Source organism: Mesorhizobium sp. YC-39 (assembly GCF_025753795.1).
GTDB lineage: Bacteria > Pseudomonadota > Alphaproteobacteria > Rhizobiales > Rhizobiaceae > Mesorhizobium.
In genome coordinates this window covers 1,494,680-1,513,503 of record NZ_JAOWPS010000001.1, presented here as the reverse complement: position 1 = coordinate 1,513,503, position 18,824 = coordinate 1,494,680, and the positions used below count along the sequence as shown (strand labels likewise).

The 18,824-nt window shown below is 60.8% G+C and carries 21 protein-coding genes and 2 pseudogenes; 15 read left to right on the top strand and 8 right to left on the bottom strand.

The features are described from left to right. Positions 1 to 16 precede the first annotated feature (16 nt). The gene (locus tag OHD62_RS07130) at positions 17 to 769 is read right to left on the bottom strand and encodes an SDR family NAD(P)-dependent oxidoreductase (RefSeq protein WP_263781763.1); all 753 of its coding nucleotides are present in this window, start codon (positions 767 to 769) and stop codon (positions 17 to 19) included. Between the two features lie 169 nt (positions 770 to 938). On the opposite strand from OHD62_RS07130, the gene OHD62_RS07125 reads away from it, so the two are divergent. Next, positions 939 to 1,187, top strand: coding sequence for a lipoyl domain-containing protein (locus OHD62_RS07125; RefSeq protein WP_263781762.1), 249 nt, complete (start codon positions 939 to 941; stop codon positions 1,185 to 1,187). Continuing rightward, the gene (locus tag OHD62_RS07120; RefSeq protein ID WP_263781761.1) at positions 1,184 to 1,648 is read left to right on the top strand and encodes a translational machinery protein; all 465 of its coding nucleotides are present in this window, start codon (positions 1,184 to 1,186) and stop codon (positions 1,646 to 1,648) included. Before OHD62_RS07125 ends, OHD62_RS07120 begins: the two co-directional genes overlap by 4 nt. A 134-nt stretch (positions 1,649 to 1,782) precedes the next feature. On the opposite strand, the gene OHD62_RS07115 is transcribed toward OHD62_RS07120, so the two are convergent. Then, a complete protein-coding gene (locus OHD62_RS07115; RefSeq protein WP_318528577.1) occupies positions 1,783 to 1,989 on the bottom strand; it encodes a c-type cytochrome in 207 nt (68 codons plus the stop codon). A gap of 103 nt (positions 1,990 to 2,092) precedes the next feature. Further along, positions 2,093 to 2,476, bottom strand: coding sequence for a phasin family protein (locus OHD62_RS07110; protein ID WP_263781760.1), 384 nt, complete (start codon positions 2,474 to 2,476; stop codon positions 2,093 to 2,095). A 360-nt stretch (positions 2,477 to 2,836) separates the two neighbouring features. Between OHD62_RS07110 and OHD62_RS07105 the strand changes: the two genes are divergently transcribed. The 4 genes from OHD62_RS07105 to OHD62_RS07090 all read left to right on the top strand — a co-directional run bounded on the left by OHD62_RS07105 (position 2,837) and on the right by OHD62_RS07090 (position 5,089). Next, positions 2,837 to 3,376, top strand: a complete 540-nt coding sequence (locus OHD62_RS07105) for an Hsp20/alpha crystallin family protein (protein WP_263781759.1) — start codon at positions 2,837 to 2,839, stop codon at positions 3,374 to 3,376. Positions 3,377 to 3,497: 121 nt separating this feature from the next. Next, the gene (locus OHD62_RS07100; protein WP_263781758.1) at positions 3,498 to 3,932 is read left to right on the top strand and encodes a DUF2267 domain-containing protein; all 435 of its coding nucleotides are present in this window, start codon (positions 3,498 to 3,500) and stop codon (positions 3,930 to 3,932) included. A 3-nt stretch (positions 3,933 to 3,935) separates the two neighbouring features. Further along, complete coding sequence (locus OHD62_RS07095) at positions 3,936 to 4,643, top strand: phosphoribosyltransferase (RefSeq protein WP_263781757.1); 708 nt, start codon at positions 3,936 to 3,938, stop codon at positions 4,641 to 4,643. Then, positions 4,643 to 5,089: a pyridoxamine 5'-phosphate oxidase family protein gene (locus OHD62_RS07090; RefSeq protein WP_263781756.1), complete on the top strand. Its 447-nt coding sequence runs from the start codon at positions 4,643 to 4,645 to the stop codon at positions 5,087 to 5,089. The genes OHD62_RS07095 and OHD62_RS07090 overlap by 1 nt, the downstream gene beginning before the upstream one ends. Before the next feature lie 79 nt (positions 5,090 to 5,168). On the opposite strand, the gene OHD62_RS07085 is transcribed toward OHD62_RS07090, so the two are convergent. Then, complete coding sequence (locus OHD62_RS07085; protein WP_263781755.1) at positions 5,169 to 6,005, bottom strand: universal stress protein; 837 nt, start codon at positions 6,003 to 6,005, stop codon at positions 5,169 to 5,171. A gap of 186 nt (positions 6,006 to 6,191) precedes the next feature. Here OHD62_RS07085 and OHD62_RS07080 point away from each other — a divergent pair, with 186 nt between their 5' ends. Together OHD62_RS07080 and OHD62_RS07075 are read left to right on the top strand one after the other, a co-directional pair. Beyond that, a complete protein-coding gene (locus tag OHD62_RS07080; RefSeq protein ID WP_412177357.1) occupies positions 6,192 to 6,581 on the top strand; it encodes a c-type cytochrome in 390 nt (129 codons plus the stop codon). A gap of 51 nt (positions 6,582 to 6,632) precedes the next feature. Then, positions 6,633 to 8,186, top strand: a complete 1,554-nt coding sequence (locus tag OHD62_RS07075) for an AAA family ATPase (RefSeq protein WP_263781753.1) — start codon at positions 6,633 to 6,635, stop codon at positions 8,184 to 8,186. Positions 8,187 to 8,208: 22 nt separating this feature from the next. Here OHD62_RS07075 and OHD62_RS07070 read toward each other — a convergent pair whose 3' ends face one another. Continuing rightward, the gene (locus tag OHD62_RS07070; protein ID WP_263781752.1) at positions 8,209 to 10,890 is read right to left on the bottom strand and encodes a bifunctional acetate--CoA ligase family protein/GNAT family N-acetyltransferase; all 2,682 of its coding nucleotides are present in this window, start codon (positions 10,888 to 10,890) and stop codon (positions 8,209 to 8,211) included. A gap of 163 nt (positions 10,891 to 11,053) precedes the next feature. On the opposite strand from OHD62_RS07070, the gene OHD62_RS07065 reads away from it, so the two are divergent. The 6 genes from OHD62_RS07065 to OHD62_RS07040 all read left to right on the top strand — a co-directional run bounded on the left by OHD62_RS07065 (position 11,054) and on the right by OHD62_RS07040 (position 16,163). Then, the gene (locus OHD62_RS07065) at positions 11,054 to 11,440 is read left to right on the top strand and encodes a DUF302 domain-containing protein (RefSeq protein ID WP_263781751.1); all 387 of its coding nucleotides are present in this window, start codon (positions 11,054 to 11,056) and stop codon (positions 11,438 to 11,440) included. Between the two features lie 31 nt (positions 11,441 to 11,471). Continuing rightward, complete coding sequence (locus OHD62_RS07060) at positions 11,472 to 13,325, top strand: heavy metal translocating P-type ATPase (RefSeq protein WP_263781750.1); 1,854 nt, start codon at positions 11,472 to 11,474, stop codon at positions 13,323 to 13,325. 28 nt (positions 13,326 to 13,353) lie between these two features. Then, complete coding sequence (trxC, locus tag OHD62_RS07055) at positions 13,354 to 13,803, top strand: thioredoxin TrxC (RefSeq protein ID WP_263781749.1); 450 nt, start codon at positions 13,354 to 13,356, stop codon at positions 13,801 to 13,803. Positions 13,804 to 13,815: 12 nt separating this feature from the next. Continuing rightward, a complete protein-coding gene (locus OHD62_RS07050) occupies positions 13,816 to 15,066 on the top strand; it encodes an MgtC/SapB family protein (protein WP_263781748.1) in 1,251 nt (416 codons plus the stop codon). An 88-nt stretch (positions 15,067 to 15,154) separates the two neighbouring features. Beyond that, a complete protein-coding gene (locus tag OHD62_RS07045; protein WP_263781747.1) occupies positions 15,155 to 15,541 on the top strand; it encodes a hypothetical protein in 387 nt (128 codons plus the stop codon). A gap of 31 nt (positions 15,542 to 15,572) precedes the next feature. Further along, positions 15,573 to 16,163, top strand: coding sequence for an NAD(P)H-dependent oxidoreductase (locus OHD62_RS07040; RefSeq protein ID WP_263781746.1), 591 nt, complete (start codon positions 15,573 to 15,575; stop codon positions 16,161 to 16,163). A gap of 322 nt (positions 16,164 to 16,485) precedes the next feature. Here the strand turns inward: OHD62_RS07040 and OHD62_RS07035 are convergent. From OHD62_RS07035 to OHD62_RS07025, 3 genes and pseudogenes are all read right to left on the bottom strand, one after another. Beyond that, positions 16,486 to 16,629, bottom strand: a pseudogene (locus OHD62_RS07035) (IS481 family transposase); the annotation flags it as partial. A gap of 184 nt (positions 16,630 to 16,813) precedes the next feature. Continuing rightward, a complete protein-coding gene (locus OHD62_RS07030) occupies positions 16,814 to 17,599 on the bottom strand; it encodes an alpha/beta fold hydrolase (protein ID WP_263781745.1) in 786 nt (261 codons plus the stop codon). Between the two features lie 327 nt (positions 17,600 to 17,926). Further along, a pseudogene (locus tag OHD62_RS07025) lies at positions 17,927 to 18,196 on the bottom strand (pyridoxal-phosphate dependent enzyme); the annotation flags it as partial. Between the two features lie 142 nt (positions 18,197 to 18,338). Here OHD62_RS07025 and OHD62_RS07020 point away from each other — a divergent pair. Further along, positions 18,339 to 18,815: an Lrp/AsnC family transcriptional regulator gene (locus OHD62_RS07020; RefSeq protein ID WP_263781744.1), complete on the top strand. Its 477-nt coding sequence runs from the start codon at positions 18,339 to 18,341 to the stop codon at positions 18,813 to 18,815. Positions 18,816 to 18,824: the final 9 nt, after the last annotated feature.

Genomic DNA, 18,824 nt, shown 5'->3' with positions numbered 1-18,824 from the left:
GTTAGGCAGGATGTAGTCATTTGGTCGTGTATCCGCCGTCCACGAGGTGGTAGCTGCCGGTGATGAAGCTGGCATTGTCGGACAGCAGGAAGCATGTCAGCGCCGAAACTTCCTCCGGGGTTCCCAAGCGGCCAATTGGATGCAAGGCGGCCAACTGTTCGATCGTTTCGGTATCCAGGTTCTTCGTCAGCAATGGTGTATCGATGAACGCGGGGCCAACGGCGTTGATGCGAATGTTGTGGCCGGCATATTCCATGGCGGCTGTCCTCGTCAGCCCGACGAGCGCGTGCTTGGTCGAAACGTAGGCACAGGCATTCTCCCAACCAACTGTGCCCAGAATGGACGACATGTTGACAATCGCGCCTCCGCCCGATTCCTGCATGGCAGCGATTTCATACTTCAGACCGTAGAAAACGCCGTTTAGGTTGACATCGATGATTTTCTGCCAGTCATCGAGGGGATAGTTGGCCGTCGTCTCGCTTGGCCCGCCGATGCCGGCATTGTTGACTGCGAGGTGTAGCCCGCCAAAAGTCTCGACCACGAACGCCACCATCTGCTCGACCGAGGGGGCATCGGCGACATCGACCTGACAGGCACGCGCATTGCCGAGCGTGGCGCTGATCTTCGTCACAGTTCCTACGGCAGACGCGAGGTCGATGTCGGCGGCGACGACATGCGCGCCTCGGGCCGCCAATTCGATTGCGATCGCAGCGCCGATACCTGACCCGGCACCCGTCACGATCGCTACCCTATCCTTGAAATTCTTCATTGATCTCGCTCCGTCAACTCCTTGCCATTCTAGGCCGGCTTCGGAATGAAACCTTGATCGCCGTCAAACGCTGCACGCTTGCAGCAACTTGCGTCGGCAAGTCGATTGATCGTGATCAAGGACCATCGTAGCGAGGGGACTATCGTCCAACTGCATAAGGAGAGTTGCGATGCAGTATATCAAGGTCGATGAGGCGCTGTGGGCCTCCAGCATGTTGCCCGAGGGTATTCTGGAGCGATGGTTCATCGCCAGCGGTGACACAATCAAGGCCGGTGAGCGGATAGCCGAGGTTCGCGTTGAAGACGCGCTGCACGAGATTGTCGCGCCGGCAGACGGCCGCGCGACGATTGTCGCCACAGCAAATGCCATCATCGAACCCGGCTCGATCCTGGCAACGCTGGAATGCCAGTCCGCGTGAAGCAGTCGAGGCCTCACCGGATCGATTGCGCTCATTCCTTCATTCCTCAACAATATCTTCAAGGACGTATCAATATGCAGACCCAACACGCCGTCGCCTGGCTGGACCATCGCGAAGCCAAGGTGTTTTTCTTCAATCGTGAAACAGCTGAGAGCCTGAGGCTTGCCACCATGCTTGCGCATCATCAGACCCACAACAAGGCAGGTACTGTCGACGGCCAGCGCGCGCCCGAAAACCAGTCCTTCTATCACGATGTCGTCAACGCCCTACAGCCTGCGAGGGAATGGCTGATCGTGGGGCCAGGATCGGCAAAGGACGAACTGGCCAAGCATATACGCGACCACCATCCCCACTTGAAGGATCGCATTGTCGGCGTAGAACCGGCGGATCATCCTACGGAGGCCCAGATCGTGGCGCACGCACGGTCATTCTTCCGTGCGGCTGACCGGATGTTGCGATAGCTCGGTTCGGGCTGCTTTGCAGGCGCCGCGATAATCCGTCAGGCTCCGTCGACCGCAGCGGCCTCGATCACGGTTGCTGCAAGCTGCTGATGTAGGCGACGATCGCCTCGATCCGATTGGGGCTCGCAACCCATTCAGGCATGTCCGGGTGGCCGGTCGAAGCCTTCGGCGAGCGCTTCCTCGAGATCCGAGATCGGATAGCACTTTGACAGGGTGCGAAAGGCGGGAGCGTCCGGGTGGCTGCTCTTGTCGGTCTTTTCAATGGCGTGGCAGCGGGCGCAATTGAACTCCACAAGGGCTTTGCCATGTTCCGTCAGGCTGTCCGCGAGCGCCAGCAGCACGGAACCAAGCAATACCGCTGCAAGCATGCAAACCCGTAGAAGGCAGCCGTGACTACCGCTGCTCATACTGGCGTCGATGATTGCAGGCCTCCGCATTCCCGATCTACGCGACTGTCTTCGCCACAACGTCCTCGACAGCGGTTTTGGCTTTCTTGCGCACGCGGCTGGCCGTTTCCGAAGCGAGCCTGGACGTCAGTGCCACAACCTTGCCGGCTTCGGTGGCGTATTCCGATGCCGCATTCTGCAGGAAGGTGGAGAAGATGTCGAAGGCGTCGTTGAACTCCGAACCGGCGATGAGGTCATCGGCCAGCTTGGCATCCTGCTCGTAACGATGCTTCAGAAACGCCAGCGTTTCGATGTGATAGCGCATTACTGCCTTGAAAGCGTGCGCCTGGAGAGACGCGGCGGCGAGGAAGACTTTCTGGGCATTTGCGCCCATCGGCAGAAGTTGCATGCCGAATGGCGGCGGTCCGGGATGGGTCTGCATGCTTGGCTACTCCGTTATGAAGCGGCGCAAAGGCTCCGCTAGTCGACGACGCTATCGCCATTCGTCGTCAGGTCGTTTGATCAGGATCAACAAGCGCATGATGTGACGGCACGTTGACTTGGATCAATGTCTGTCTCTCCAGCAAGCGCTTGAATATAGCGCTTACCAGGTCCAGGCCGGATTTGGCGAACGGGCCGTAATGAACCGTAATGACGGGGATTCGTTGGGCGAGAAGCCGCTTCGGCCACTGCGCCTGGCAAGTGGGCCCGCCGGCTTTCTCTTTGGCGCCTCTGGGGGAATCCCGAGGTGAGAGGGGGCTACGATGGGCTCCGTATTTAACCAACTGCTAGGAGAAGAACCATGGCTGAAGCTGCCACCAAACTGCCTGTCAAGACAGAGAAGAGCAACGCGCCGGCGCCGGTCGGCAACTGGACCGGTCCGTTCGAAAGCCTGCGTCGCGAGATCGACCGCCTGTTCGACGATTTCCACCCGTTCGACTTTCGCCTGTCCTCGACCCGCTCCCTGTTCGGTCGTGAACTGCCGTCCCTGCACAATGCTGGTTGGGCAGTCGCACCGGCCATGGATCTGGTCGAGAAGGACAAGGCGTACGAGATCACGGCCGAACTGCCCGGGATTGACGAAAAGAACGTCGAGATCAAACTCGCCAACCATATGCTGACGATCAAGGGCGAAAAGACCGAAGAGAAAGAGGAGAAGGAAAAAGACTACTACCTGTCCGAGCGCCGCTACGGCTCCTTCCAGCGTTCGTTCCAACTGCCCGAGGGCATCGACGCCGACAAGATCGATGCAAGCTTCACCAAGGGCGTACTGACGGTCAAGTTGCCCAAGACCACCGAAGCCCAGAAGGCCGAGAAGAAGATCACGGTCAAGGCAGCCTGATTGCTGCCGCTAATTGTCCTCAGCGCGTCTGTTCGGCGCGCTGAGCTCGCAGATTGATCCGGGTCAATGCTCGGCCCCTCGTGGCGCTCCAGGATGATGTTCAATATTCAAGGAGCATGTCATGAACCAGATGTCCCATACCTCCTTCGCCAGTTTCAGCCACGCCGCCCAACAGGCGCAGCATTGGGTCAATGAACTCGCCAGGGATCTTTGCTGGAGCGAACCGAGCGCCTTTCGCCTTCTGAGGTCTGTCCTGAACACAGTGCGAGACTGGCTGTCGCCAGAGGAGATGGCCGATCTTTCGGCGCAACTGCCTGTTTTAATTCGTGGCATCTACTTCGAAGGCTGGAATCCAGCTGCCCCTGCGCGCGAGCGCAAGAAAAGTGATTTTGTCCTCAGCGTCAGAACCAGGTTCGGCTATGATGACGACGTCGATTTCGATGTTGCGATCAACGCGGTATTCAAGCTTCTCGAACGTCATATTTCGCATGGCGAAATTGTGCAGGTCAGAAACTCGATGAAGAAGTCGCTTCGAAAATTGTGGCCAGTGGATTGACCGATGTTCCGCGACCGGGAAGAGGCTGGAGAGAAGCTCGGCATGGAGCTGAGCAGGCTTCAACTGCACCAGCCCGTCGTGCTGGCATTGCCGCGAGGAGGCGTTCCTGTCGCGGCCAAGGTGGCCAAGGCCCTCAACGCTCCTCTTGATATACTTGTCGTCCGCAAGGTAGGTGCCCCAGGCAATTCCGAACTGGCTGTTGCCGCAATCGTCGACGGCGAGCCTGGGGACGTCGTGTTGAACCGTGAGATCGTTGAAGCCTATTCGCTCGATGATGACGAGCTTCGCGCCTTGATCGCTGCGGAGCGTCCCGAATTGGAGCGTCGGCGACTGGTCTATCGCGGCAAGCGTCCACCATTGTCTATCACCGGAAAGACCGCGATCATCGTCGATGACGGGGCTGCAACCGGCACGACCATGAAAATAGCGATCCGCGCCCTCAAGCGTCGGTCACCGCGAGAAATCATCGTGGCTATTCCTGTTTCACCCCGCGAGACGGTAGCCGAGCTGGAACAGGATGCGGACCATGTGGTCTGCCTGAGTCAGCCAGGACAGTTCCGCGCCTTGGGACACCACTACCTACGGTTCCCGCAGCTCTCTGACAGCGACGTTCTCGCCGCTATGGACGAGACTGCCCAGCGCTACATGACTGGCCAGCGGCACGTTGCCGGCCATAGCTCAAAAGCCGAGAAGACCAGGAGACCGCTTTGATGCAGATCCGCACGCTTACTACCTTGGAGTGCACCAAATTGCTGACGGCCAATCGTGTTGGCCGGCTGGCATGCGCGAAGGATGGGCAGCCCTACGTCGTGCCCTTCTATTATGCCCATTCGGATGCCAGTCTTTATGCGTTTTCCATGCCAGGCAAGAAGATCGAATGGATGCGGGCTAATCCGCTGGTGTCCGTCCAGGTGGACGAACATGGCCAAGGGCGAGGATGGAGAAGTGTCGTTGCCGATGGCCGATACGAAGAGCTGCCTGACCGGATCGGCCACAAGCTGCAACGGGATCATGCCTGGTCGGTCTTGAGCAAGCATACCGACTGGTGGGAACCTGGCGCACTCAAGCCCGTCGTTCCTCCCACAGCCGACAGTGCACCGCACGTTTTCTTCCGGATCTTGATCGAGCAGGTGTCCGGACGAGAAGCGAGCGAGTGAGTCGTCCCACTGACTCTTGCAAGGAATGGAAGGCCCGGCGCAAATTGCGCTGGCCCGTTCTCTTTCCGCCGTAGAATTGCTATCGCGCCATCAGGACGGGCAGCGATGGCTCCTCAAGCATCGACCTGGTGACCCCACCGAAGATGCGCTCGCGCAACCGGGAATGACCATAGGCGCCCATCACCAGCAGATCGGCGGCGACGTCGACAGCATGCTGGCGAAGCACGCCGGCGACTGAGTGGTTCGAGCTCGGCAGTCGGTCAACCGTAATCTTCACGCCATGACGGGCGAGATAAGTCGCGGCGTCTGCTCCAGGTTCCGCCCCGTGGTGGTATTCGTCCTCGATCGGGTCGACGATGACGAGGCGCACCTCTTCGGCGCCTTTCAGCAAGTCGAGCGACTCGCGAACGGCCCGCGATGACTCAAGGCGGGCGTCCCATGCGGCGAGGACGCGCTTCGGCTTTAGTGTCGGCCGTGCCCCGTCGGGAACGAGCAGCACCGGCTTTCCCGATGAGAACAGCGCGCCCTGGATGACTTTATCCTTCAGCCTATGGCTTGTGAGCAGGTCTGGTCCCAGAATGGTCAGATCGGCGTAGCGGGCGCGCCTTCCTATGACCTCGTCCGCCCAAGCCGTATCGGGATAGTCATCGCTCAAATCAGCCGACACGGCGCTTTGGGAAAGAAGGGCCGCGACGTCCGAAGTGCGCTTCCTGAGCCTTTTCAGCTCGGCCTGACGCTCCTCCAGCCAAGCCGGTGAGACGACAGCAGCATATTCGCCGCCCGAGGGTGGCGCGGCAAGCTCAAGAACGAGCACGGAGAGATGGGCGCCGATCTGTTCGCACAGCGAGGCGGCGAGCTTCAGATCGCCCTCACCGTGGTTGGGACCAGTAACCGTAAGCAATGTCCTGAAAGTCACGACCGCAGCTCCTGATTTCGAGTGAAGGTTCCATCGTGGCTTCAATCATTAGCGGGGGCAGCAGGCACGTTCATTGCGCTGAATCAAACAGCGTCGCTGCCGAGGCAATTGATACGCATCAAGGTGCTGGCGATGCGGGGGCAATAGGCTTCAGGCAATCAATCGGTGGAGACGCAAGTGAGATTCATGATCACCGCAGTTTTCGCAGCCTTGGCTTTCAATACCTCAACGGCGCAGGAAATGAGCTATGGCCAGGCCGAGTACCTGAATTCCTGCGCGGTCTGCCATGGTCTCGACGGCAAGGGTGACGGCCCCTTGGGCGACGGACTGGTGAAGCGCCCGGCCGACCTGACGCGCCTCTCCAGAAAGAATGGTGGCGAATTTCCGTATTGGCGCGTCTTTGCAGTGATCGACGGCCGCGCGATGGTGCCTGAGCATGGCGAACGCGATATGCCTGTCTGGGGCCGCCAATTCCTGCCCGATGACGCCAGGAAATACGGCCCCAACGCCGGAGAAATCGTCACCAGGGAACGTATCCACAACCTGGCTGGTTACGTCCAAGCGCTGCAGCGGTAGGCTTCAGGTCACGAAAGGTCTTTTGCGGTGGGAGCTTCAAGGAGGCAGGCCATGATCGTTGAAAACCAGGAAGCCGCGGTCACTATGCTGCTCGATCCCGCCACATACGGCGAGACGGGACAGGTGGAGGCGATCGAGACTCATATTTCGCGGATTTTTCTGGCTGGCCAACGAGTCCTGAAGATGAAGCGGGCGGTCAAGCTGCCTTATGTCGATTTCTCGACGCCGGCATTGAGGCTGGCCGCTTGCGAGAAAGAGGTGGAACTCAACTCGAAGACCGCACCCGGCCTTTATGTGGGTGTGCGGCGGATCACGCGAGAGGCCGATAGCAAGCTCGCCTTCGATGGAACCGGCGAACTGATCGATGCGGCGATCGAGATGGTTCGATTCGATCAGTCGAAGCTTCTCGACCGAATGGCTGTTCGCGGCGAACTGACGCCGACGCTGATGACAGCGGCCGCGCGCATGATCGTGCGATACCATCGCGGCGCGCCGGAGATCCACACCGGCAGCGGATCATCGAACCTGGCGGGCGTGCTCGATATCAACCAAGCCGGCTTTGCCACCAGCCATGTTTTCAAAAAAGACGAGATCGAGGCATTCGCCAAGGTCTTCCGCACTGCCCTCGCTCGTCACTCCGGCCTGCTTGACCGGCGGGAGGCCGCAGGCAAGGTCCGCCGCTGCCACGGCGATCTGCATCTGCGTAACATCTGCCTCTTCGATGGCGAGCCTCGCCTCTTCGATTGCATCGAATTCAATGACCAGATCGCGACTGTCGATGTGCTTTACGACCTTGCCTTCCTGTTGATGGACCTCTGGCATCGCGGTTTTCCGGAACTCGCCAATCTCGTGATGAACCGCTATCTCGACGAAGCCGACGATGAAGACGGGTTCATCCTCCTGCCCTTTTTCATGGCGGTGCGGGCTGCTGTACGCGCCCATGTCACCGCAACGCAGGTTGAGGAAGGCAGTGCCGATTCCGCCAGATTGATTGCCGAGGCCAGATCCTACTTCGAGCTTGCCCGAACATTTCTCCAGGCAACATCGCCGCGACTCGTTGCCTTCGGCGGCCTGAGCGGTTCCGGCAAGACGACAGTCGCCGAGGCACTCGCCGCCTATGTCGGCGCACCGCCCGGCGCGCGCATTGTCGAGAGTGATCGCATCCGCAAAGCCATGCATGGGGTGCCGGCCGAGACGAGGCTGCCGGACAAGGCCTATCGACCGGAAGTGTCGGAACGTGTTTATCGTCAAATGGCGTGGCAGGCCGGTCTGATCCTCTCCGAGGGCGGGGCAGTGGTCGCCGATGCAGTGTTCGACAGGCCAGATGATCGAAGCCGGATCGAGAAGGCGGCGAGTGACAGGGGTGTCTCATTCTCTGGATTCTGGCTGGAGGCGGATCCGCTTGTTCTTTGGCAACGGGTCAGCGAGCGCAAGGGCGGCCCTTCCGACGCCACCATCGATATCCTCTCCCGGCAGTTGCAGCGAAATACCTCCCAGTCCGGCTGGCTCAAGATCAACGCCGGTCGGAAGCTCACCGAAATCGTTGCGGAATTGAGAAGCTTCTCCGAAAGCGACACTTCCGAAACCCTGCGCACAGCCTCCTGACTGTGCGGCAGGGTGATTGACCTTAACGGAGGTCGAGCCTTGCCTCGACAAGGCCGGCTTCGCTTGGATGATGCTCTACCGAGAAGCCGAATTCGCGGCACATGGCCAGCATCCTCGTGTTCTCGCTGAGCACAAGGCCTTCGATCCGGCCGATCCCGTCGGCCTTTGCATAGTCGACGATCTGCCTGAGCAATTCCCAGCCCAGGCCGTGACCCTGCAGGTCGGTGCGCACCAGCAAGGCATATTCGGCAACGGAATGGTCTGGATCGCAGGAAAGCCGGCTGATGCCCGCCAAAGCGCCAGTGCCTGTCTCCAGAGCGACGAAGGCCATGTTACGGTCATAGTCGAGCTGGGTAAATCGCTTCAACATCTGGTCGGAGAAGCTTTTGCGCGGCGACAGAAAACGCAGCCGCAGATCGTCAGGCGAAATCCGGGCAAGGAATTCGGGATAGAGTGCGATATCGGCCGGTTTGATCGGCCGGATGTGATAGTGCGTGCCGCTCACCGAAAACTCCTTTTCCCAACCGGACGGATAAGGCCTGATCGCAAGCGCCGGGTTGGGGGCCGCCTCTTCCACGCGTTCCGGCTCGATTTCGATGCGGGCGTCAAGCGCAATCACGCCGGCTGCGTCGGCGAGCAGTGGATTGATGTCCATCGCAACGAGGCACGGAAAGTCGACGGTCATCTGCGAGAGGCTGTTGAGCGCCGCAATGATCGCCTGTCGGTGCGCCGGTTTGCGATCGCGGAACCCGGCAAGCAGGAGGCCGATCCGCGTTTGCGCGATCAGGTCACCGGCAAGAACGTCGTCGAGCGGCGGCAGCGCGGTCGCCGTATCGTCCATCACCTCGACCGCAACACCGCCAGCGCCAAACAGGATGGCCGGCCCGAAGATCGGATCCCGGTTCATACCGAGGATGAGTTCCTGCGCCTGTTTTCGCACCACCATCGGCTGAACGGCGTAGCCTTCAACGTCGGCTTTTGGTGCGTGCTTGCGCACACGCGCCTCGATTGAACGCGCGGCCTCGCCGGCGGCAGCGGCATCGGCAATGCTGAGGACCACCCCGCCAATGTCCGACTTGTGCGAGATCGCTTTGGACAGCAGCTTGACGACGACCTGTTCAGACATCTTGAGGAGGCTGCCTGCCGCCACTTCCGCTTCGGCAGGAGATCTGGCGACGATCGTCTCGGGTACCGGGATGCCGTAGGCGGAAATTGCCGCCTTGGCTTCGGGTTCGGTCAGCATTCGCCGCCCCTCCTTCGCGACCTGCCTAAATATGGCAAGCACGGCGTCTCGGTCGCTCGAGATATCCTCGCTGCGGCTCGACGGCGTGCGCATCAATGCCCGCTGGGCACGCGACCATTCGTTAAGGTAGAAGACGGCCATTGCCGCGTCAGCCGGCGTTTCGAAACTGGCAATGCCGGAATCCTGAAGAATTTTCCGGCCGGCGCGCGCCGTGTGTTCCCCGAGCCAGCAGGTCAGGACTGGTTTGCCGGCGATCATCCCTTCCCTTGTGAGTTCCGTCACCGCGCTTGCCGCGGCAATCGGTGAACCCAGCCCAGTTGGGCAATTCATCACCAGGACGACGTCCGTTCCGGGATCGACCGCCACCGCTTCGACGGCGGCCTTGTAGCGCTCTGGCGGGGCGTCACCAATGATGTCGACCGGATTGGCGTGCGACCATGTCGGCGGCAAGACGGCATTCAGGCGTTCGATGGTGGCGGGTGAAAGCGCGGCTAATTCCCCTTTGCAGTCGATGAGTTGATCGAGGGCCAATACCCCTGCCCCGCCGCCATTGGTGACGATGCCGACGCGAGCCCGCTTGAGTGGAGAGAAGCGGGCGGTCGTCTCAGCGGCATCAAACAGTTCGGTCAGGTCTTTGACGCGCAGGATGCCTGCGCGCAACAATGCCGCATCGACGACACGATCTGCCCCCGATAGCGCGCCAGCGTGGGTCGCCGCCGCTTTGGCCGATTGCTCATGCCGACCCGACTTGATCGCAATCACCGGCTTGACCCGTGCCGCCGCCCGGGCGGCCGAGATGAACTTGCGCGGATTGGGAATTGTTTCGAGATACATCACGATGGCGCGCGTGTGCGCATCTCCCGCCAGCATGTCGAGACAATCGCCAACGTCGACATCCGCCATGTCGCCGAGAGAGACGATATGCGAGAAGCCGACATTGTTGTCCGCGGCCCAGTCGATCAGCGATGTGGCAATGGCGCCGGATTGCGACAGCAGCGCGATGTTGCCAGGCTTGGCGGCCATGTGCGCAAATCCGGCGTTGAGCCGTAATGGCGGGATCATCAGCCCGACCGTGTTCGGCCCGATGATGCGGAAAAGAGTGGGCTTGGCAGCGTCGAGCGTGGCCTGACGCAATCCGTTCTCGCGCGTAAGCCCGGCTGTGATGACGACCGCCGCCCGCGTGCCCTTGTCAGCGAGGTCGCGCACGATGCCCGGAACCGTGTCCGGCGGCGTGACGATGACACCAAGATCTGGAACATCCGGCAGGTCGGCCGCCTTCGCGTAGCAGCATCTACCGGCGACCTCGGAGTATTTCGGGTTGACTGGCCAGATCTCGCCCGCGAAGCCGCCGCTGACGATGTTGTCGAACACGACGCGGCCGACCGAGCCTTCACGCCTTGATGCACCGAAGATGGCAACCGATTTCGGGGCGAACGCATGGTCGAGATTTCGGATCGTCACCCTTAGGTCTCCTGTTCATGGCGATAATCACCCGTCGATCTTGCCCGTTCGTTGCGTTGGATCAAAGCGTTCTCCGGTCATCGCGATTAGCTGTTGCGCAAGGTTCGAGGCGGCCGCTCGCAAAGTGGTGACGAGCTGTTGCGACCAATGACTGGAGAGTTGGATGAGCTACTATTTCAGCAAGACCATCGCCATGCCGTTTCCCGCGGCAATCGACCACGTGACCGACAAGCTCGCAAGCAAGGGGTTTGGCGTTCTGACCTCGATCGATGTCCAGCAGACCATGAAGGCCAAGCTTGGCGCCGATTTCAGGCCCTATATTATCCTGGGCGCATGCAATCCGCACTTCGCGTGGCGCGCGCTTCAGGCCGAAGACAAGATCGGAACCATGCTGCCTTGCAACGTAATCGTCACGGAGGTCGGTCCAGGAAAGGTAGAGGTCGCAGCGGTGGATCCGGTCGCTTCAATGGGCGCTATCGGCAATCGCGAGCTTGCGCAGGTCGCGAAGGATGTGCGGCGCCTGCTCGAGGACATGGTCCGCGAACTCTAGCGCCGGGGCCTTCAAGGTTGTGGGACATTGTATGAACGAGTCGGCTCTGCGGCGCGCATTGCTGGTCATTGCCATCTTGGGTCTCGCAGTTGGAATCGGAGCCTGGCGAACGGGGCTCGGCCCCCTTGAAGCCGACACGATCTGGGCGGTGGCGACCTTGCCCGTGGTGGCGGCTCTCGCCATCTCCATTCTGCGTGATTTCTGGATAGGCCGCTTCGGTGTCGATGCGATTGCCTTGGTGTCGATGTCCGCCGCGCTGCTGCTCGCTCAACCCCTGGCGGCAATAGTGGTCGCGATCATGTACGCCGGCGGCACGGTGCTTGAGGATTTCGCCCGCGGCCGCGCGGAACGCAACCTCAAGGCATTGACCGACCGCTCACCGCGTTTCGCTCACCGGATGTCAGCGCTGGGGACAGAGACCATCTCCGTGGAAGATGTTGCTGTTGGCGACGAGCTTTTGGTCCGGGCCGGCGAACTGCTTCCCGTCGACGGCATCCTGCTCAATGCTTCGGCCTCGCTCGACGAGTCGGCTGTGACCGGAGAGCCGCTGCCGGAACGGCGGACAGCGGGCGATATGCTGCGCAGCGGCACCATCAATGCGGGCGAGACCTTCAGCATGCAGGCTTCTGCCTTGGCAGAGCAGAGCACCTATGCCGCCATCGTACGCATGGTGGCTGCAGCGCAGACGGTGAAATCCCCGTTCATCCGCATGGCCGACCGCTTCGCCCTGTTCCTGCTGCCAGCCACTTTGCTGGTTTCCGGTGCCGCCTGGTACATCTCCGGCGATCCAATCCGGGCGCTGGCCGTGCTGGTGGTCGCGACACCTTGCCCGCTCATCCTTGCGGCACCGGTTGCCTTCATCGGCGGCGTGTCCCGCGCCGCGCGAGCAGGCATCTTGATGAAAGGCAGCGCGGCTCTGGAGGCCCTTGCGCAAGTCCGAACCGCGATCTTCGACAAGACGGGAACCTTGACCATCGGCGGCGCCGAGCTCATCGAAATCGAAGCCGCACCCGGCCGTGAAGCGAACCAATTGCTGCAATTGTTGGCATCCTTGGAACAGGCCTCGCACCATGTGCTCGCCGACTCGATCATCCGGGCGGCGCGCAGCAGACAGCTGATGCTTTCGCATCCACGTGATGTCCACGAGCATCGCGGTGCGGGCCTGAAGGGCCGGGTCGACAACATGTCAATCGCCGCGGGATCGCGGGTTCTCGTGCTCGCCAACAAGCCGCTGCCCAGCTGGGCGAAAAGCGGCGAAGAAAAATACCGGGACGAGCCGGTGCTCAGGGTTTTTGTAACACTCGGCGGACGGCTTGCCGGTGTTTTCACGTTCGGCGACGCCCTGCGTGTTGATGCGCATGATGCACTCGGCAAGCTGCGCTCGGACGGCATTGCGCGCATGATTATGCTCACAGGCGACGACGGCGTAGCGGCCAAGCGCATCTCCGCCCGGCTCGACCTCGACGCCATTGTCGCCGATGCGACCCCTGCCGAAAAAGTCGCGACGGTCGAATCCGAGAAAGCCTCGGCGCCGACGATGATGGTCGGCGACGGCATCAACGATGCCCCTGCCCTGGCGGCCGCAACGGTCGGTGTCGCCATGGGCGCACGTGGTGCCACCGCCTCCTCCGAGGCAGCGGACGTCATCGTGCTGACCGACAGGCTGCAGCCCATCGCCGATGCAGTTCGGATTGCACGGCGAACGCGAGCGATCGCCTTGCAAAGCATCATTGCCGGGCTGGCGCTGTCGGGGCTGGCAATGATTGCGGCGGCCATGGGGCAGATCACCCCGGTTGCCGGAGCGCTGCTTCAGGAAGGCATTGACGTGGCGGTTATCCTGAACGCGTTGCGCACCCTTGGCGATGGACATCTGTGGCGCGCATAGTGGTCGAGAGCAAAATCGGTGAATAGCCATGGCACAGCAGAATCTGGTTGTTTGCAGCAAATGCGGTGGGGTCAACCGCCTGCCGCCGGCCCGCGATGCCATGGACGCGAAATGTGGAAAGTGCGGGAACAGGCTGTTTTCGTGTCACCCGGAAGACGTCGACACCCGGGTTTTCGATTGTCAGATCGCGCGCAGCAGTCTCCCAGTTGTCGTCGACGTTTGGGCACCGTGGTGCGGCCCCTGCAAGATGATGGCTCCGGCCTATGAAGCAGCGGCAAATGAGCTGGAGCCGTATGTTCGCCTGATCAAACTCAATTCCGACAATGAACAAGCCCTTTCGGCCAGACTCGGCATTCGCGGCATTCCCACCATGATCCTCTTTCATGGCGGGCGCGAAATCGCGCGCACATCCGGCGCAATGACAACGGGGCAGATCGTCAGGTGGATTCGCGACCACCTGCCGATGGCCACCGCCTGAAGGCCGCCAGACATGGATTCGCTCATCGCCCGGCTCGGACTTGCCCTCGCAATAGGCCTGCTTGTCGGATTGGAGCGTGGCTGGCGCGAACGGGATGCGCCCGATCGCAGCCGCACGGCCGGCATCCGCACCTTCGGCATATCCGGCCTGCTCGGCGGCATTCTGGCAGCGCTGGCCGATGCGCTCGGCGCGGTCTCCGTGCTGGTCGGCGGATTCATCGCCTTCGCCGCAATCTTCGCCTGGTACAAGGCGCGCGAGGCCGCCCATGACGAGGATTTCAGCGTTACGAGTGTGATTACTGGCTTGGGCGTGTTCGCGCTTGGCGCCCTTTCCGTCGCCGGCGATTATCGAGCGGCTGCCGCCGGTGGCGCGGCATTGGCCGCAATCCTGGCCAGCCGCGAGGTCCTGCACGGCCTGCTGAAGCGATTGACCTGGATCGAGCTTCGCTCGGCGCTGATCCTGGCAGTGATGACCGCGATCGTTCTGCCCCTGTTGCCAAACCGGACGCTGGATCCGTGGGGCGGTTTCAACCCATGGGAGGTCTGGTTCCTCACGGTGCTGATGGCATCGATATCGTTCGCTGGCTATGTCGCTGTTCGCGTCCTGGGAACCACGCGTGGCCTGCTCGTCAGCTCCCTCGTCGGCGCCATCGTCTCTTCTACCGCCGTGACCTTGGCGCTTGCCCGCAACGCCACATCCGCAAGCAATCCGCTACCGCTGGCAGGCGCGGCTTCGCTGGCTGCAATGGTTTCGGTGCTACGCGTCTGCGCCGTGGTTTTGATCATCGAGCCAAGCGTATTCATCCCGGCCGGCATTCCCGCGATTGCCGCGGCGCTCGGTTTCGCGGCCTGCGGCGCATTGCTGTTGGCTCGCGCCGGCAGGGGTCACAAAAGCGGCGCACTGGCACGCAATCCATTCGAACTGGGCCCTTTGCTGCTTTTCGCCTTGCTCTTTGCGGTTGTCGCCACCGCGAGCGCCGCATTGGCTACTCAATTCGGCGGACGCGGCTTGCTGGCGAGCTCGGCGCTTGCCGGCACGTTCGATGTCGATGTCTCGGTGCTCAGCGCGTTGCGCCTGGTAAAGCATTCGGTCCCTGTCGAGACCGTGGGTCAGGCGGTGCTCGCCGCGCTTGCGGCAAACGCGATCGGTCGCCTCTTTCTGGCAATATTTGCCGGGCCGGTCAGGTTCTGGCTGCCGTTGGTTGGAGCGACCCTGATCGCAGCGGCCGCCGGCTACTGCGCCATGCTGCTGCCGACCCTCTGACGGCGCCGATTCGACGAGGTCCCTTTTGATGCGGATCAAGGGCCGAGGATCGCCACCGCTCTATGAGACTCCGTGAAAGGAGTTCGCCATGACCAATCTGAAGGACCTCAGCCCGAAATTCCGCAATGTCCGGCTACTGCTCGCGCGTGAAAAGGGCCGCCCGGAAGGCGACCGTGAAGAAGGCTATGACATGCTGGCTCCGCTCACCGGCGAAGGGCGAATCGATGCCGAGGAATGGAAATCGCACAGGGCCTCCTGCCGTGTTCGCCGCTTTCGCACCGGTGAGGAGGATCTGATCGGTCGGCTGCGGCGCAAGCCCGGCGGACGGTGGTATTTCGACTATGCCGAAGGCGACCGCGATGACGAAATCGGCTTTCATCTCGGCGACGAACGGTTTGTAACCGGTGAGTATGTGTCGATCGAGCGCAATGGCGCCATGCACACCTACCAGGTGGCACGGGTCGAGCGACCCTGACGCCTCTGGCCCAAGCCCTTGGGAGTAGACCATGCCGCGACGCATTCTCATTGTGGTCGGCCATCCCGACCCGTCCCCGGACCGGCTCTGCCGCGGTCTTGCCAACGCCTATGGCGAAGGCGCGGAAAAGGCGGGGCACGCCGTCCGCCGGGTCGATCTGGCAGCGCTTGATTTTCCGATGCTACGGACAATGCAAGAGTTCGAACACGGTGCCGTTCCCGGCGAACTAAAAGATGTTGCCGAGGCGATCGTCTGGGCTGAGCACATCGTCTTTGTCTTTCCGCTGTGGCTCGGGACCATGCCGGCAATGCTCAAGGCATTTCTCGAACAGGTCATGCGGCCAGGGACGGCCTTCGCCTACCCGGACAAGGGCGGCGGCTTCACCAGGACACTGCTTCGCGGCCGCTCTGCGCGCGTCGTGGTGACGATGGGCATGCCTTCCGTTGTCTACCGGCTATGGTTTCTCGGACACGGCATCGCCGGCATGAAGCGAAGCATTCTGCATTTTGTCGGCATCAGTCCGGTGCGCGAGACCTGGTTCGGCATGGTCGCTGGCGCCAGCGATGCGACCCGCGCGAAGTGGATCAGCCAGATACGCAATCTCGGCGAGCGAGCGCTGTAGGGTCCAAACTCAATCGGTGGCCTATCGCAAATGGCCGAGGTGGTGGGAGGTTACCCTCAGGCTGATCTACCGGAATAAGCGCGTTGCGCCAGAGCAGACGACCACTGATGTCGCCTTTTGGCCGGAAGGAGACCCGTCCGCATTCAGCAAGACATCGAGAAAAATCCGTTCTGAAATGCGGACCAACGACGTACAATTTACCGCCGAGCCGGGGATCGTCATAGCGAAGCACTAAGCCGACTCTCTCCGGACAAGGCATAGGCTCAGCCTCCGACTGACTGATGCAACGACTAGCCGCGCACATTTCGTCAATCGGTCCAGCCTAGCTGTTTAGTCCCGGCATTTGCTGGAGCGGATTGAGTTTGAAGCGTTCCGGTTGTGACGCCCACGCCTTGCAGATGAACTCGTAGGGTGTGAGACCCTTGAGGGTCTTGAGCCGGCGCGCGAAGTTGCAGGCAATCAACCAAAGCCGACGTTCCCCAACCGTTTGCGGTGCATGGAAAGCAGGTCTACGTGAAAATGCAGGGCCGTGAATCACGGTATTCCGCGTTCAGTTTCGACCGCTGAGCGGCCATTGCGCCATTCATCGGGGCAGCGACGACACAAGGGTCGCCTGCCCCGATGCTACCCGCATCAACTGCCGAATCCGCTCATTTCGAGACGGTCTGCGCCGCTTGGTCGATCGTATCAGCAATCACTTTAGGCTGAGTCATGAAGAGCGCATGGCTGGCCGACACCGTGGTCACCTTGGCGCCGATGCGATGCGCCATGTGAAGCAGCATGGCCTGGTCGAATGCTTTGTCTTCTGTGGCGATGACAGCCCAGCTTGGCTTCGACCGCCAAGCCGCGTTGTTGAGCTTCGTGCCGAAGGCCGACATGTTTATCGGGACCTGCGAGTCCCGCATGAAGACGACGTCTTGGTCACTAACGTCATGGGCGAAACCGGACTTGAAATTCTCCGGTTTCACGAAGCCGAAGCCATCGTCGGTAGTTTCGACAACAAACTCGGTGGCTGGTGCAAAACCTTCGTACTGCTGACCAGTTGTCTCCCCGGCATCTGGCGAAAGCGCAGAAACGTAGACCAGCCCCGCGACCTTGGGATTGACCCCTGCTTCCGTTATGACGGTGCCGCCCCAGGAGTGCCCAACGAGAACGGTCGGGCCATCCTGTCGATCAAGAACGCGCTTGGTTGAAGCGACATCATCCTCCAGTGACGTCAATGGGTTCTGGACGATGGTGACGCGATAGCCGCGTTGGGTGAGCTCGTTATAGACTCCACGCCAGCCGGAACCGTCGGCAAATGCCCCGTGAACGAGAACGACATTCTTAACCGCTTGCGCGTCGGGGATGCGGTCGGCGGAATGTGAGAGTGTTGGCGACGCCAAGCCTGCGCCGAGAGCGGTTGCGGCCAAAAGACTTTTGGTTTTGGTGTTCATGGAGAGCTCCTTTCGAGTTTAGGGGTGTGAGGGTTACGTTAGGCTTCGTCAGAAGAACGACACCTCTGACGGGTTTGCGCACGCTGTCTTCGGATTTGGGACGCGTCGCACGCAAAGGCACACGCCGCGTCCCGGGCGCAACTGGTTGTGCCGAAGAGTATCCGCAGACCTATGGGAACATGGGCGGATAGTTGGCGGCGTATGGGCCGCTATTGGTCTTGGCCAAGGGCGACTTGACAGTTGCCATCATAATCTCGCGGTCGGCACCATCGTCCTTGTAATAGTAGCTGTAGCCATTGATCGCAGGCGCACCACTCAGATGCGCATAGCGGCAGCAGCTGCGACCATGCGCGCGTGGTTGGACTGTACGCCGCCGATTGACACGAGTGTGTCCGCGCCAGAGGCGATGGCGTCCGGAATGATGTATTCAAGCTTTCTCAGCTTGTTTCCGCCCAAGGCAAGGCCGGAGTTACAGTCGTCGCGTTTTGCATAGATCTGAACCTTGTTCCCTAGCGCTGCGCTGAGCCGAGGTAGATGCTCGATCGGCGTCGTGCCGAACGTCAGCGGATAGCGTTCAAACTTTTCGAGAAGCGACACTTTTCGTCTCCGTTTCGGCTTTTGATAAGGAAAAGGTAATCGAAACACCGGGAAAGGTGCTCTCTAATTTTGCTGGTGAATCTTCTAAAAATGACGCAGAAGTGAGATTCCGCATCATTACCCGCCAAATCTGCGAGCAAATATGGAAGAATCTTCCGCAACGGCACTTGATCGCACAGACATCAAAATACTTCGTGCGCTTCAGACCGACGGGCGGCTCACAAATGCGGACCTGGCAATCCGTGTGAATGTCAGCGCGGCAACGTGCCATCGCCGCACGCAGCGCCTGTTCGACGAGGGGCACATCGTGGGAGTGCGCGCTGAGATCGCACCAACTTCCGTCGGACTCGGCGCGCTGGTCATGGTGGGCGTCGTACTCGATCGTTCGACGCCTGAAAGCTTCGCTGCATTCGAAGAGGCGGTACACAAGCTCAAGGAGGTCTTGGACTGCAACCTCGTCGCCGGCGACTTTGACTACCTTCTGAAGATACGGGTCCGTGACATGGCGGATTTCAACAAGCTTCATGGGCACAAACTCATTGCCCTGCCGGGCGTTCGACAGACTCGAACCTTCTTCGTTATGAAGGAAGTCAAGGAGAACGCACGCCTTCCGTTCTAGCGGGTCAGG

What these genes read in the sequence shown, in the direction of transcription:
- OHD62_RS07130 (WP_263781763.1), bottom strand. Translation starts at nt 769, where the DNA reads ATGAAGAATTTCAAGGATAGGGTAGCGATCGTGACGGGTGCCGGGTCA.
- OHD62_RS07125 (WP_263781762.1), top strand. Translation starts at nt 939, where the DNA reads ATGCAGTATATCAAGGTCGATGAGGCGCTGTGGGCCTCCAGCATGTTG.
- OHD62_RS07110 (WP_263781760.1), bottom strand. Translation starts at nt 2,476, where the DNA reads ATGCAGACCCATCCCGGACCGCCGCCATTCGGCATGCAACTTCTGCCG.
- OHD62_RS07105 (WP_263781759.1), top strand. Translation starts at nt 2,837, where the DNA reads ATGGCTGAAGCTGCCACCAAACTGCCTGTCAAGACAGAGAAGAGCAAC.
- OHD62_RS07100 (WP_263781758.1), top strand. Translation starts at nt 3,498, where the DNA reads ATGAACCAGATGTCCCATACCTCCTTCGCCAGTTTCAGCCACGCCGCC.
- OHD62_RS07095 (WP_263781757.1), top strand. Translation starts at nt 3,936, where the DNA reads ATGTTCCGCGACCGGGAAGAGGCTGGAGAGAAGCTCGGCATGGAGCTG.
- OHD62_RS07090 (WP_263781756.1), top strand. Translation starts at nt 4,643, where the DNA reads ATGCAGATCCGCACGCTTACTACCTTGGAGTGCACCAAATTGCTGACG.
- OHD62_RS07080 (WP_412177357.1), top strand. Translation starts at nt 6,192, where the DNA reads ATGATCACCGCAGTTTTCGCAGCCTTGGCTTTCAATACCTCAACGGCG.
- OHD62_RS07075 (WP_263781753.1), top strand. Translation starts at nt 6,633, where the DNA reads ATGATCGTTGAAAACCAGGAAGCCGCGGTCACTATGCTGCTCGATCCC.
- OHD62_RS07065 (WP_263781751.1), top strand. Translation starts at nt 11,054, where the DNA reads ATGAGCTACTATTTCAGCAAGACCATCGCCATGCCGTTTCCCGCGGCA.
- OHD62_RS07060 (WP_263781750.1), top strand. Translation starts at nt 11,472, where the DNA reads ATGAACGAGTCGGCTCTGCGGCGCGCATTGCTGGTCATTGCCATCTTG.
- trxC (WP_263781749.1), top strand. Translation starts at nt 13,354, where the DNA reads ATGGCACAGCAGAATCTGGTTGTTTGCAGCAAATGCGGTGGGGTCAAC.
- OHD62_RS07050 (WP_263781748.1), top strand. Translation starts at nt 13,816, where the DNA reads ATGGATTCGCTCATCGCCCGGCTCGGACTTGCCCTCGCAATAGGCCTG.
- OHD62_RS07045 (WP_263781747.1), top strand. Translation starts at nt 15,155, where the DNA reads ATGACCAATCTGAAGGACCTCAGCCCGAAATTCCGCAATGTCCGGCTA.
- OHD62_RS07040 (WP_263781746.1), top strand. Translation starts at nt 15,573, where the DNA reads ATGCCGCGACGCATTCTCATTGTGGTCGGCCATCCCGACCCGTCCCCG.
- OHD62_RS07030 (WP_263781745.1), bottom strand. Translation starts at nt 17,599, where the DNA reads ATGAACACCAAAACCAAAAGTCTTTTGGCCGCAACCGCTCTCGGCGCA.
- OHD62_RS07020 (WP_263781744.1), top strand. Translation starts at nt 18,339, where the DNA reads ATGGAAGAATCTTCCGCAACGGCACTTGATCGCACAGACATCAAAATA.